Origin of the sequence: Nonomuraea sp. NPDC049400, assembly GCF_044466425.1 — a bacterium.
GTDB lineage: Bacteria > Actinomycetota > Actinomycetes > Streptosporangiales > Streptosporangiaceae > Nonomuraea.
Map to the genome: position 1 here is coordinate 169,830 of NZ_JBITMP010000013.1, position 12,822 is coordinate 182,651.

A 12,822-nucleotide genomic window follows, 5' to 3' on the forward strand; every position below is an offset into this window, starting at 1 on the left:
TGTTATGAATGCTGAGGACAACAACACCCCCCACATCGTGGTGGTGGGCCCTGACTTCCAAGGTCAGGGCGATAGCGGTGACGATGATCGATCGGTCACGAACCTGGTCGAGCAGCCCGCCAAGGTGATGCGGATCGGCAGCATGATCAGGCAGCTGCTCGACGAGGTCCGGGCGGCTCCCCTCGACGAGGCCAGCCGCAAGCGGTTGAAGGAGATCCACGAGTCCTCCATCAAGGAGCTCGAGGACGGTCTGGCGCCGGAGTTGGTCGACGAGTTGGAGCGCCTGTCGCTGCCGTTCACGGAGGAGAACGGCGCGCCGCCGAGCGAGGCTGAGCTGCGCATCGCGCATGCCCAGCTGGTCGGTTGGCTCGAAGGGTTGTTCCACGGCATCCAGACCACGCTGTTCGCGCAGCAGATGGCCGCCCGTGCCCAGTTGGAGCAGATGCGCAGGGCGCTGCCCGGTGTGCCGCAGGGCGACGACCAGCACAGGCCGCCCGGCGGCTCGGGGCCGTACCTGTAGCGGCGCAGAGCGCCGGCTGCAGATAACTGCTGAACGCAGCCATCCGTAGTGGCGCAAGCGCCAACTGCGGATAGCTGCTGAACGCAGCCATCCGTAGCGGCGCAGAGCGCCTGCTGCAGATAACTGCTGAACGCAGCTATCTGTAGTGGCGCACGCGCCTGCTTTGGATAGCCGCTGCTCGCGGCTATCCAAAGAGGCGCTCGATCACCTGTGCGACGCCGTCGTCGTCGTTGGCCGCGGTCACGTGGTCGACCGCCGCCAGCACGTCCGGGTGCGCGTTCGCGACCGCGTACGACGTGCCTGCCCAGCTCAGCATGGGCAGGTCGTTCGGCATGTCACCGAACGCGATCGCCTCAGAAGGCTTGATCTCGTGCTGCCCGGCGAGTGCCGCCAGGGCCGACGCCTTCGTCACCCCCTGGGCGCTCATCTCGATCAGGCCCCTGCGGCTGGAGTGGGTCGCGGTCACCAGATGGCCCACCAGCCCGTGCACGGTGGCCTGCAACTCGTCCGGTCCCAGGGCCGGGTGCAGGGCCAGCAGCTTCACGCACGGGCGGGCGGTCACGGAGTCGACACGTACCGCTCGGGCGTGCTTGTCCAAGCCGCCGAGCAGGAAATCGGACTCATGCGCAAAACCCACTTCATACTCGACCGAAAATACGAGGTCGGACACGTTCGCTCTTAGCTGACCCACGACTTCCTGGAGCACTTCCACCGCGATCAGGTGAGATTCCACTATCCGTTCGGTGTGAAGGTCGTAGATCAGTGCCCCGTTCGCACAGATTGCGAGCCCGCGGTGACGTACGGCACCCGCGACCTCGCCCATCCACCGAGGCGGACGCCCCGTCACGAACACGAGCATGGCCCCGGATTCCTCGACTCTGCCGAAGGCGGCGACCGTGCGGGGAGACACGGTTCCGTCGGTGCGCAACGCGGTCCCGTCGAGGTCAGTGGCCACTAGACAGGGTGTGGGAAGGCTCTGCATAACAGGTTCCAGTTTGCCGGGTGATGCCGCCTGACAGAAATCTTCGTTGGTACGGGAACACCAACGCGCCAGAATGGTGTTAGATGTGATGGCGTTGTATTAGCTGATCCCGTAGTGAAAACCAGCATGACTTTGTCTGAGCCACCCCGGGTGCTTGCTGTACGACACACCGGGACCCACGAGGTGTGGGTCCCAAAGATTCACATCCTGAGGGAGAGCTTTTATGGCTCAGGGAACCGTCAAGTGGTTCAACGCTGAGAAGGGCTTCGGCTTCATCGCCCCGGACGGCGGTGCGCCGGACGTGTTCGTGCACTTCTCCGAGATCGTCGGCAACGGCTACCGCAGCCTTGAAGACGGCCAGCGGGTCGAGTTCGAGATCACGCAGGGCCAGAAGGGGCCGCAGGCCTCTCAGGTCCGAGCCATCTGACCTGTAGCAGCGAGACAGACCGGGGTTCGCTTCCAGCGGGCCTCGGTCTTTTGCTTGTTCCAGGTTGGTCACGGCCTCGAACCTTCCGCGATTCCGGGCCGTCCACCTCTACATGAGGTACGCCTGGTTATGTCACCCCGTGACCGTTGCCGGGGTTTTCGTGCTCTTGGTCAACGACCACCTGCTCAAGCAGGCCTTGCCCGGGTTCGTCACGGGCAAGCTCAGCGACGTCGCGGGGCTCGTCGTGGCCCCCGCGCTGGTGGCGCTGCTCTTCTGGCGGCGGGCCGACCTGGCGGCCACCGTACTGACCGGGGTGCTCTTCACGCTTGTGAAGGCCACGGAGACGGGCGCGGAGCTGGCCTCCCAGGCCTGGACCCTGGTGGCGGACCCGTCGCGCGTCCTGGCCGATCCCACAGACCTCCTCGCACTGCCCGCGCTCGCCCTGGCCTGGTGGGTACGGCGCCGCAGCCTGGAGTCGTCCTCCACGCGCTGGCGGGTGATCGTCACGATGCCGCTGGCCGTGCTGGCGGTGACCGCCACGGGGGCCGCGCCCACGCCCACCGCACGCTCCGTCGAGGTGGACGGTGACCGGATCACCGTCCATGTGCGGGACGGCCTCCCCCGGATCTCCGAGGACGGCGGGCTCACTTGGTCGCAGGACGGCGCCCCGCAGGACGAGAGCAGGCCGTTGCAGAGCGCCGCCTGCGTCCCCATGCAGGCGACGCGGTGCTATCGAGTGGTGCCCAACCGGATGGCCGTCGAGCAGTCCGACGACGGCGGCAAGACGTGGGGCCCGTCGTGGGCGCTCACCGGTGACGACCGCGAGCGGTTCGCCCGGCGGTATCCGTACGGGGAGGGCCGCTACTCGATGGCGCTGGCCGTGCAGGCCCGTCCGGGCGGGCACGTCGTGGTCGTCGCGAACGGCCTGGACGGCATCCTGGTCCGCGACGTGTCCGGCACGTGGCGGCGCGTGGGCTGGCCCGGCTCTCCTGGGTACGGCGAGGTGGACCTGTCGCCGGAGAGCAACGTGGCGATCTTCCTGGCCGCGTGCATGCTGTTCGGCGGCGCCGGAGCGGGGCTGCGCCGGTACAACCGCGCCTACCTGGGCTTCGCGGCGGCCGGCTCCCTGGGCTTGTTCACCGCGCTCACCGGCTGGACGGAGTTGTGGGCCGGCGGCGACTTGACGCCCGTGCTGACCTTCATCGGCGCGATCGCCGCCCTGGCAGGCGCCGTCGTGTGCCTGGTGCTGGCGGTGGCCGGCCGGGCGCGGCCCACTCCCGCGGCCGTCGGGGTGCTGGCCGCGCCGCTCGTGTACGTGTGCGTCTACACGCCCTTCCACGGCTGGTCGCAGGGCACCCCGAACTCGTACGGGGTCGCCGTCTGCCTGGCCGTGCTGCTGACCGGCCTGGTGGTGCTCGGGGGCGCCATCCTCATCAGGTATGACGCCCGCCGCGCCTACTTGGACGGCTCGAGCACGTCGAGACCCACGTAGGGCCGCAGCGCCTCGGGAACCACCACGGAGCCGTCGGCCTGCTGGTGGTTCTCCAGGATCGCGACGATCCAGCGGGTCGTGGCCAGCGTGCCGTTGAGCGTGGCCACGTGCTGCGGCTTGCCGTCCTTGTCGCGGTAGCGGACGGCGAGCCGGCGCGCCTGGAACTCCGTGCAGTTGGAGGTCGAGGTCAGCTCACGGTAGCGGCCCTGGGTGGGGATCCACGCCTCGCAGTCGAACTTGCGGGCCGCCGACATGCCGAGGTCGCCCGCCGCCGTGTCGATGATCCGGTAGGGCACATCGATCTTGGCCAGCATCTCCTTCTCCCAGGCGAGCAGGCGCAGGTGCTCCTCGTGGGCGTCCTCCGGACGCACGTACGAGAACATCTCGACCTTGTCGAACTGGTGGACCCGGATGATGCCCCTGGTGTCCTTGCCGTACGAGCCGGCCTCACGGCGGAAGCACGACGACCAGCCCGCGTAGCGCAGCGGCAGCTCGCCGGCGTCGAGGATCTCCTGGGCGTGGTATCCGGCCAGCGCCACCTCCGACGTGCCGACGAGGTAGAGGTCGTCCTCGGGCAGGCGGTAGATCTCCTTGTCGTGGGCCACGTGGAAGCCGGTGCCCTGCATGGTCTCCGGCTTGACGAGCACCGGCGTGATCATCGGCGTGAACCCGGCCTCGATGGCCTGCTGCATCGCCATGTTGAGCAGGCCGAGCTGCAGCCGGGCGCCGACGCCCTTGAGGAAGAAGAACCGCGAGCCGGACACCTTGGCGCCCCGCTCCATGTCGATGGCGCCGAGCGCCTCGCCCAGCTCCAGGTGGTCCTTGGGCTCGAAGTCGAACGCCCTCGGCTCGCCGTAGGTCTCGAGCACGACGTAGTCGTCCTCGCCGCCCTCAGGCGCGGCCTCCTCGACGATGTTGGGCACCGTCTGCAGAAGGTCGTCGAGCTCGCCACCGAGCTTCTCCGCCTCCGCCTCGGCGGCCTTGACCTGGCTCGCGAGGTCCTTGGCGCGCTGGAGCAGCGCGGCCTTCTCCTCGCCCTGCGCCTTGGAGACCGACTTGCCCATGCTCTTCTGCTCAGCGCGCATGGACTCGAACGAGGTCAGCGCGGATCGGCGGCGCTCGTCGAGGTCGAGCAGCGTGTCGACGACGGAGTCGTCCTCGCCGCGGGCACGCTGCGACGCCCGCAGTCGGTCGGGATCCTCACGAAGGGTACGCAGGTCAATCACAAGCCAAAGGCTACCGGCGCTCGGCAGCACCTCGCCCCCGGATTACCGCGGACACGCGAATGCTTGCCCGGTGCTCAGACCTGGCCTGCGCGGATGCGCGCGAGCCAGTCGCTCGCCTCGGCGAACTCGGGATCGGACGTGCCCCGCTTGACCTGCGGCGCGATCCCGTCGGCCCGCGGGTAGCTGCCGAGGAAGCGCACCTCGCCGCAGATGCGGTGCAGCCCGGCGATGGCCTCCCCGACCCGGGCGTCGGCGATGTGGCCCTCGAAGTCGAAGTGGAAGAAGTAGCGCCCGATGCCGTCACCGGTCGGCCGCGACTCGATGCGCGTGAGGTTGACCCCGCGCACGGAGAACTCCGTCAGCATCTCCAGCAGTGCGCCCGGGTGGTCGTCGGCGAGGAAGACCACCAGCGTGGTGCGGTCGGAGCCGGTCGGCTCGGGCAGCGGACCCGGGCGGCTCACCTTGATGAACCTGGTCACGGTGTCGGACCTGTCGCCGATGTCGGCGGCCAGCTCCACCAGCCCGTAGTGCTCTCCGGCGATGCGGGCGGCGATGGCGGCGTCGTACGGCGAGCCGGGCAGCGAGACCTCCTGGGCCGCCGCCGCGGTCGAAGGGGCGGCCACCACGACGGCTTCGGGCAGCTCTCGCGCGACGAAGGCGCGGGTCTGGGTGATGGCCGCGGGATGCGTGTAGACCCGCTTGATGTGGGGGATCTCGGTGCCGGGCCTGGCAAGCAGCGAGAACTGCACCGGCAGCAGCAGCTCGGCCGTGATCAGCAACGGCTCGCCCCAGGCGAACTCGTCAAGCGTCGAGGTGATCGCGCCCTCGATGGAGTTTTCCAGCGGCACGACCGCGCCGTCGGCCTCGCCGGCGCGCGCGGCGTTGAGCGCGGCGCTCACGCTCGCGCAGGGCAGGCGCTCGGCCGTCGGGTCGAGGAGCCGCAGGGCCTCTTCGGTGAAGGTCCCTTCCGGTCCGAGATAGGCGAGTCTGGGCATGCATCAAGAGTATCCGCAGGTTGGCAGCCCGTGTGCCCCTTTCGGCCCGTGTCTACAGCGCCTCTGAGGCCCGGGACGGGATCATCGGCCCGAGCCCCAGCCTGGCCGCCCGCACCGCCTCTTCCTCCTCCGGCGACAGCGGCTCCCGCCCTTTCCCGCCCACCACGGGCCGGATGTACGTGCGCGTCTCGCTCTTGCCGTTGATCGAGGTCAGGACGATGCCGTCACCCAGCCCGTTGATCATCGCCACCGAGAACGACAACCGCCCGCTCATCTCGGAGAGCGCGTCGTACCGGCAGACGGCCACGTCCCTGATGGCCTTGAGATCACCCTTGCCCTCGCTGATCTGCCGGGCGAGCAGCCGCTGGCAGTCCTCCACGGCCGCTCTGGCCTGCCGGAGCGCCCTATACCCGATGAACACGCCACTGACCCCGGCGACGAAGCCCACGATCACCCATGTGGTAACGAGCACGGCACAGACAGTAATGGTTCGGTCATGCGATCTCGCGCCGTTTCGGCAACCAGGACGCCAATATCCATACGAGGGCCAGCGCCCCCAGCCCGAACCCGTTCTGAACGATCTTCCCCAGCACCAGGCTGACCCCCGGGATGTCGGCCGCCTTCAGCGAGACCCCCCACCAGGGGACCGGCACCACGTAGAACAGCCACACGCCCGCCGCCACCCGCAGCCTGACCGGATCGCGCCCGTCGCCCACGATCGCCGCGAGCACCACGACCACCCAGGCCAGATGGTGGATCCAGGCGACCGGGGAGAGCAGCACGGCCATCAGCCCGACCAGCGCGACCGCCGTCGTGTGGTCGTTCGCCCGGTACGCCTCCCGCGCGCCGCGGAACCCGTACCACGCGACCACGGCCACCACCACGACCCAGATCAGGGTCGTCACCAGATCGGGCAGGTAGAGGCGGAGCAGCATGCCGCGGATCGACTGGTTGGTGGTGGCCGCGTTCGCGCCGACGCGGTTGGGATCGAGCAGCGCCGAGAACCAGAAGTCGGCCGCGTCCTGCGGCATCACCCCGAACGGCAGCAACGTCAGCACCGCCGCCGTGAAAGCCGCCATGAAGAACGTCCGCCACTGCCGCGTGACGAGCAGGTAGATCAGGAAGACGCCCGGCGTGAGCTTCACAGCCGTGGCCAGCCCGATCAGGAACCCCCTGGGCCACCACGGTCTTCTCGCCAGGCAGTCGGCTACGCACAACGCGACCAGCAGGATGTCCACCTGCCCGAACCGCACCTGGTCCCTGATCGGCATCAGGTACGCGCAGGCCACCATGAGCAGCGCGAACACCCACGGCACGTACTGCCGCAGCGACTGTCTCCGCAGGACCTCCCTGAACGCGAACCCCACGGTCACGGCCAGCGCCACGAATATCCCGGCCGTCCAGACCCACTGGGCGGTCCCCCAGGACATCTTGGCCAGCGCCACGGCCAGCATCGCCGCGATGGGCGGATAGGTGAACGGCAACAGCTGCGGGGCGGGCGTGACATATTCGTACACCGGCCGCCCCTCGAGCAGCATCTGCCCGCCGGTACGGTAAACGTCGAGGTCGACCAGGCGTTGATCGTCGGGATTGGTGAGCCACGTGTACACCAGGGGCGCCACGGCCGCGGCGACCACGAGCACCACGACCGCCCACGCCCACCACTGCCGTCGCATCACGCGTACCTCGCCACTTGTCACGATGTGGCACGTTACCGTGGCTGTTGTTGATCGAGGGGCAATCACTGGGGGTTCCGTACATGCCACATGCCATGCCCAGCCGGTACGGCGCGCACGACGTACGGCATGCGCCTGCCCAGGCGCCCCCTTCCCTCGCCGCTCGGGCGAACCGGCGGACCCTGGCCGCGTTCGTCCTCAGCATGGCCGCAGCGGCGTGCCTCATCCCGTCGCCCGCCGCCGCCGAGACATCCCTCACCACGCTCACCAGCGCCACCCTCGAGACCGCCGCACCAGCCACCACCTCCGTGTCCGTCCGATCCGCCGATCCAGGACAGCCGACCGCCCCGGGAAAGGTCGCCCCCGCGGCGCGGGTGGCCCTCATCGGCGTACCGGGCCTCGAATGGAGCGACCTGGACCAGTCGCGAACCCCCAACCTGTGGACACTCGTCGGCCAGGGCGCCTCAGGCTCCCTCTCCACCCGAGCGGTCCCGCCCCCGAACCGCGGCACCACCTGCCCCGCAGCGGGCTGGCTGACCATCTCGGCAGGCCAGCGCGCGGGCACGGCGGACAAGGGTTGCCCGCAGACCCCCGCCCCACAACTCACAGGGGAGGCCGCCAAGATCCCGAACTGGGCGGCCTTGATCGCGTACCAAGCCGAAACCGGATACGACGCCCAGCTCGGCACGCTGGGCCAGCTGGTGACGGACAACGGAGGCAAGGTCGCCGCCATCGGCCCGGGCGCCGCACTCGCTGCGGCCGATAGGTCCGGAAATATCGCCAAATACGCCCCCACTGCCGACGCCGTCGGCGACCCGACCCCGTACAACCTGATCGTCATGGAGGCCGGCGACCTGGCCACCGACTGGGCGAAGCAACCCTTGGACGAGTACGGCGTCCCCACCTCACTGCCGACCGCGGCCCGCCAGGCAGCCGCGACCCGCGCGGACCACCAGATCGGCGCCCTGATCGCCAAGCTGCCCGCCGACACCACCGTCCTCGTGGCAGGCGTCTCGGACGTGTCCCCGAACGCCCACCTCCACGTGGCGATCGCCAAGTCCCCGAACGGCCGGCCGTACGGCCACGGCTCCCTGACCGCCACCTCCACCCGCCAAGACGCCCTGGTCACGATCACCGACCTCACCGCCACCACCATCCAGCTGCTCGGCCTCCCCGCCCCGCGCCAGGTGGTCGGCCGCCCCTGGCAACCCACCGGCCCCGTCTCCGCCGCCCCGGCGGACACGGTGACGGAGCTGGCGGACGGTGACCTGGCCAGCCAGGTGCTCCGCGACGTGCGCGGCCCGTTCTTCACCGTCCTGGTGACGGTCCAGCTCCTCTTCTACGCCTTCGCCGCCCTGGCCCTCCGCCGCCGCCGTTCCTCCGGCCGTGCCACGTCCACCCCCAACGCCCCCTCGCCTGCCGAATCGGCGAGCACCTCAACCCCCGCCCCCTCATCGGCCAACGACTCCGCTTGCGCCGCACCACCGTCGTCCCCCGCACCCGCCGACTCCACGAGCGGCTCGACCGCCGACTTCGCGGCCACGTCCAAGCTCCTCAAAGCCGTCCAGATCGTCGCTGTTGTCAGCGGGGCCATCGCCGTCTCCACGTTCCTGGCCCAGCTGGTGCCGTGGTGGACGCTGCCGGTGCCGATGCTGTCGGTGATCGTGACGATCCTGGCCATCACCGGTCTGATCACCGCCCTGGCCTTCGCCGGACCGTGGCGGGCTCACGTGCTCGGCCCGCTCACCGTGGTCGCCGCCGTAACCTCCCTGGCCCTCCTCATCGACGTCATAACCGGCTCCAAGCTCCAGGTGAACGCCGTGACCGGCTACGAGCCCGTGACCGGAGGACGCTTCTACGGCTTCAGCAACATCGCCTTCGCCGTCTACGCCACAGGCACCATCCTCGGGCTGGCCGGAGCGGCCCAGTGGTTGCTCGGCAGGGGCATGTCCAGGGTCATGGTCGTCGGGGTGTGCGGCGTCTACGGAGCGTTCGCGGTCTTCGCGGACGGATGGCCTTCGTGGGGGGCGGACTTCGGCGGTGTCCCGGCGTTCGTGATCGGCTTGGCGGTCTTCCTCATCCTGCTTTCCGGCAAGCGTGTGTCCCTGCTCAGGCTGCTGATCGTCGGCCTGGTGGGGGCCCTGCTCGTGGGCACCCTTTCCGTCGTCGACTGGCTGCGTCCGGATGCCCAGCGGACTCACCTGGGCAATTTCGTGCAGCAGATCATCGATGGCCAGGCGTGGACCGTGGTCGGGCGCAAGTTCGGCGCCATGATCGGCGTAACCATCGGAAACTGGTCACTGACCCTCCTCTCGCTGGTCGCGCTGGCCTTCCTCTTCCTGGTGCTCGACCGCCCATCTCGCTGGGGCGCCTCGGCCCTCAGCCAGGCGTACCACCTGGCCCCGACGCTCCGGGCCGGCCTTTTCGGGGCTCTGACGTGTGCGTTCGTCGGTTTCCTGATGAACGACTCCGGCATCGCCATCCCCGCTATGGCCCTGACGGTGGCCGTGCCCCTGACGCTGGCGGCCTGCGTTCGCGCCCTGCAGCTCGCCAGGCCCACAGGATCAGCGCCGCCGTCAGGCCGAGCAGCACCCACGCGAGCTGAGGCCTGAGCACGGTCCTGAGCCAGTCGAGGTCCTGCGGCGGCCCCACCGGCGGGCCGACCACCCTCGCCGGGAGGTACGCCAGCGACAGGACCAGCAGGTGCGCGACCACGAACCCGTCCACCGCGGAGGCCGCGACCAGTGCCAGCAACCCGAGCGCCAGGCCGTCGTACCAGGGCAGGATGTACGGCGTGGCGAACAGGTACGCCACCACCAGCCCCACCGCCACAACGGGCGCCTGGAGCCCCCCGGTGGGGTGGTGGCCACCCACCCTCGGCACAGCGTCTCCCGACCCACGCACCGAGTGACCCGCCTCACCCGGCACGGCATCGCCTGACCCACGCACCGAGTGACCCGCCTCACTCTGCACGGAGTCGACAACACCATGCCCAGCCTGAGGGGCCACCTCATTCGACGTGGCGGCGGCGTCGGCCTCGCGCACCGGGCGTTCCAGCGTCGGGACGCGGCCAGACTCCCCTGTGGCCTCGCTTTCCGGTCCGCCCGCTGTGAGCCGGCCTGCTTGTCTGGCGCGGGAGGCCAGGCGGAGCAGGGACCAGGCGATGAGTGTGAGGACGAGGAGGGAGCCGATCTGGATTTCGGCCCGGTAGGCACTGCCGGTGCCCACGATGGCCTGGAGCCAGCCCTGGACAAGCTTCCAGAACGAGGCGTAGGAGATCGATTTGCTGGTGCGCGTCACAGGGGCGATCGCCTCGGGGCCGACGATCGCGTACCCGGCGACCACCAACACGAGTGCGCACGCCGCCATGAGGGCCAGGCGGGCGGGTCGTCGCCGTAGCTCCCAGGCCGGGCCGAGCGCCACCAGGCCGGCGTTGACCTTGATCGCCACACCCAGCCCGAGCAGGACGCCTGAGCCCATGGGGCGGCTTCTGGCCAGGAGGGCGGCGACCATGCAGGCGACGGCGAGGGTGTCGACATGCATGCCCGCCACCAGCTGGTAGAGCAGGAGCGGGTTGGCCGTCCACAGGAGCGCGGCCCTCAGCCGCCTGGCCGGGTCGTCCCGGGTGAAGCGGTCTATGAGCAGGCCCGTCACGATGAAGGCGGCGGCGTTGAACAGGGCCAGCACGAATATCGTCAGGCGGAGCGAGTCGCCGCCGATCCAGCTCGCGAACGCTTGCAGGGCCGTCGCCACGGGGCCGTACACGCTCGGCTCCTCGCGCCACGGATCCTCGACCGCGGCGGCGATGGGGTCGCCCGGCAGGTCGACCGCGCCATGGGTGTACGGGCTCAGGCCCAGCGTCACCATGCGGCCGTAGGCGGCGTAGTTGAGGTGGTCGCCGGAGCCGGAAGGGGGCAGGAAGGCGAGGATCGCCGCGGCCACGCAGCCGGTGAGCACGAGGATGCGGGCGCTGGGCAGTGGCCGGCGACCCCTCGAGGCGGTGCCCGGCTCGCCCCTCTGCGAGCGGGGAAGCGTCGCGGTGGGGGTGCGGATCAGGGCAAGGGCGGTCAGGAGGCCGAGGCCGCCCAGGATGAGCGCGGCCGCGGCGAGGGCGATCACCAGGTGGGGCTCGGGGTGGACGTCGAGAGAATACGGCGGGTGCCAGCTCGGACCCGTCAGGGCGGGGACCATCGGCGACGGGCCCAGGAGACCTATGGTGATCGTCAGCAGGATCGAGGCGCCGATCGCCGCCGTGGCCGCCCCCGCGAGCCGGCCTCGTGCCTTGTCGTGCCGCTTCTCCGAAGTCACCGGCAAATTCCAGCACACTCGCGAGGCGGCTTTGGACGGGCGAGGCATTCCTGTGGATAACCGCCCCGCCACATGGAACGGGGCCGCCGTGGAAACGGCCCCTCACCGCCACATGGAACGGGGCCGCCGTGGCAGCGGCCCCGCGTCTCGCAGCCGGATGATCAGATTGATGTGCGAAAGGTGTGGAGACGGTCAGCGATTGGGACGAAGTTTGTCGAGATTTTGGGCGATTAGCGGCTCTCTGGTGGCCAGGGCGCGTGCCACATCCCGGAGTTGTCTGGCGCGATGGAGCTGGGCCCGCCAGTCCGTCCCCGTGGCGCGGTGGGCCATCTCGACCTCGACCTCCACGACCCGGAACCCCTTACGCAACAGGTCGATCGTCAACGCCGTCTCCACCCCGAACCCGTGCGCCAGCGGACGCGCCGCCTCGAAGGCGGCTCTCGTCAGGCAGCGCTGGCCGTTGAGGGGCTGAGCGGGGTCGAAGCCGGTGGCCCTGCGGATGCCCTCCTTCGACAGGCGTACGACTAAGCCGTGGCCGCCCAGCTTCACTCTCGTCGTGAAGACCGCGATGGTCATGTCGGCCTTGGACGCGCGTACGGGCTCGATGAGAGGAGCGGCGGCGCGGGCCGTTTCGCCCAGGTCGGCGTCCAGGAAGAGGAGGTGGCGAGGGCTGCGGCCCTCGTCGAGGAGGCGGACGGCCTCCGCTCCCGTCTCCATCGCGGCGGCCTTGCCCCTGTTACGGCTGTGGCGCACCACCCGGGCTCCCGCCGCGCGCGCCACCCTGCCGGTCTGGTCCGTCGAGCCGTCGTCCACGACCACGACCAGATCCACGCCGGGCAGGTCCGCGGCTGCCGCGACGGTGGCCGCGATGCGGTCGGCTTCGTTGACGGCCGGAATGACGACCGCCGTGTCACCGTCACTGCTACTCACCGAGCGTCACCTCCGCACACGACACCTTCCCGAAGCCGAGCACCATGGCCGGCCCGCTGAACGCGGCCCTCGTCCGAACGCGGCCCTCGTCGGAGCGCCATCGGCGTCCCGAGCGCCGTCGGCGTCACGAGCGCGGCCCCGTCCGAGGAGCGCCGTTACCGACATCTCGAACGCGACCCCCCTCCTGAGCACCGTCGACATCCCGAACGCCGTCGGCGTCCCGAGCGCGACCCCATCCGAGCGCCATAGCCGACATCCCGAACACG

The 12,822-nt window shown here is 69.9% G+C and carries 10 protein-coding genes and 1 pseudogene; 4 read left to right on the forward strand and 7 right to left on the reverse strand.

The window, feature by feature from the left end; genetic code table 11:
• Nucleotides 1-4 precede the first annotated feature (4 nt).
• The gene (locus ACIBVN_RS22470; RefSeq protein WP_349452021.1) at nucleotides 5-520 is read left to right on the forward strand and encodes a bacterial proteasome activator family protein; all 516 of its coding nucleotides are present in this window, start codon (nucleotides 5-7) and stop codon (nucleotides 518-520) included.
• Between the two features lie 184 nt (nucleotides 521-704).
• On the opposite strand, the gene ACIBVN_RS22475 is transcribed toward ACIBVN_RS22470, so the two are convergent.
• Entirely contained in the window at nucleotides 705-1,502 is a 798-nt protein-coding gene (locus ACIBVN_RS22475) for an HAD family hydrolase (RefSeq protein ID WP_397139237.1), read from the reverse strand.
• 223 nt (nucleotides 1,503-1,725) lie between these two features.
• Between ACIBVN_RS22475 and ACIBVN_RS22480 the strand changes: the two genes are divergently transcribed.
• Both ACIBVN_RS22480 and ACIBVN_RS22485 read left to right on the forward strand, forming a co-directional pair.
• Nucleotides 1,726-1,929 carry a cold-shock protein gene (locus tag ACIBVN_RS22480; RefSeq protein WP_043619750.1) on the forward strand — a complete coding sequence of 68 codons (204 nt, stop codon included), beginning with the start codon at nucleotides 1,726-1,728 and terminating at the stop codon, nucleotides 1,927-1,929.
• A 139-nt stretch (nucleotides 1,930-2,068) separates the two neighbouring features.
• Complete coding sequence (locus ACIBVN_RS22485) at nucleotides 2,069-3,421, forward strand: hypothetical protein (protein ID WP_397139239.1); 1,353 nt, start codon at nucleotides 2,069-2,071, stop codon at nucleotides 3,419-3,421.
• Here ACIBVN_RS22485 and serS read toward each other — a convergent pair.
• From serS to ACIBVN_RS22505, 4 genes are all read right to left on the reverse strand, one after another.
• A complete protein-coding gene (serS, locus tag ACIBVN_RS22490; protein ID WP_397139241.1) occupies nucleotides 3,385-4,647 on the reverse strand; it encodes a serine--tRNA ligase in 1,263 nt (420 codons plus the stop codon). The two genes, ACIBVN_RS22485 and serS, sit on opposite strands and share 37 nt — an antisense overlap.
• 74 nt (nucleotides 4,648-4,721) lie before the next feature.
• Nucleotides 4,722-5,642 carry a prephenate dehydratase gene (gene pheA / locus ACIBVN_RS22495; RefSeq protein ID WP_397139243.1) on the reverse strand — a complete coding sequence of 307 codons (921 nt, stop codon included), beginning with the start codon at nucleotides 5,640-5,642 and terminating at the stop codon, nucleotides 4,722-4,724.
• 52 nt (nucleotides 5,643-5,694) lie between these two features.
• Nucleotides 5,695-6,114, reverse strand: coding sequence for a DUF4446 family protein (locus ACIBVN_RS22500; RefSeq protein WP_397139246.1), 420 nt, complete (start codon nucleotides 6,112-6,114; stop codon nucleotides 5,695-5,697).
• A 22-nt stretch (nucleotides 6,115-6,136) separates the two neighbouring features.
• A complete protein-coding gene (locus tag ACIBVN_RS22505; RefSeq protein ID WP_397139248.1) occupies nucleotides 6,137-7,342 on the reverse strand; it encodes a glycosyltransferase 87 family protein in 1,206 nt (401 codons plus the stop codon).
• Between the two features lie 71 nt (nucleotides 7,343-7,413).
• Here ACIBVN_RS22505 and ACIBVN_RS22510 point away from each other — a divergent pair, with 71 nt between their 5' ends.
• Nucleotides 7,414-9,930, forward strand: a complete 2,517-nt coding sequence (locus ACIBVN_RS22510) for a hypothetical protein (RefSeq protein WP_397139250.1) — start codon at nucleotides 7,414-7,416, stop codon at nucleotides 9,928-9,930.
• Nucleotides 9,931-10,441: 511 nt separating this feature from the next.
• On the opposite strand, the pseudogene mptB reads toward ACIBVN_RS22510, so the two are convergent.
• Nucleotides 10,442-11,674 (reverse strand): annotated as a pseudogene (gene mptB / locus ACIBVN_RS22515) (polyprenol phosphomannose-dependent alpha 1,6 mannosyltransferase MptB); the annotation flags it as partial.
• Between the two features lie 144 nt (nucleotides 11,675-11,818).
• Entirely contained in the window at nucleotides 11,819-12,556 is a 738-nt protein-coding gene (locus ACIBVN_RS22520; protein ID WP_397139252.1) for a glycosyltransferase family 2 protein, read from the reverse strand.
• Nucleotides 12,557-12,822 lie beyond the last annotated feature (266 nt).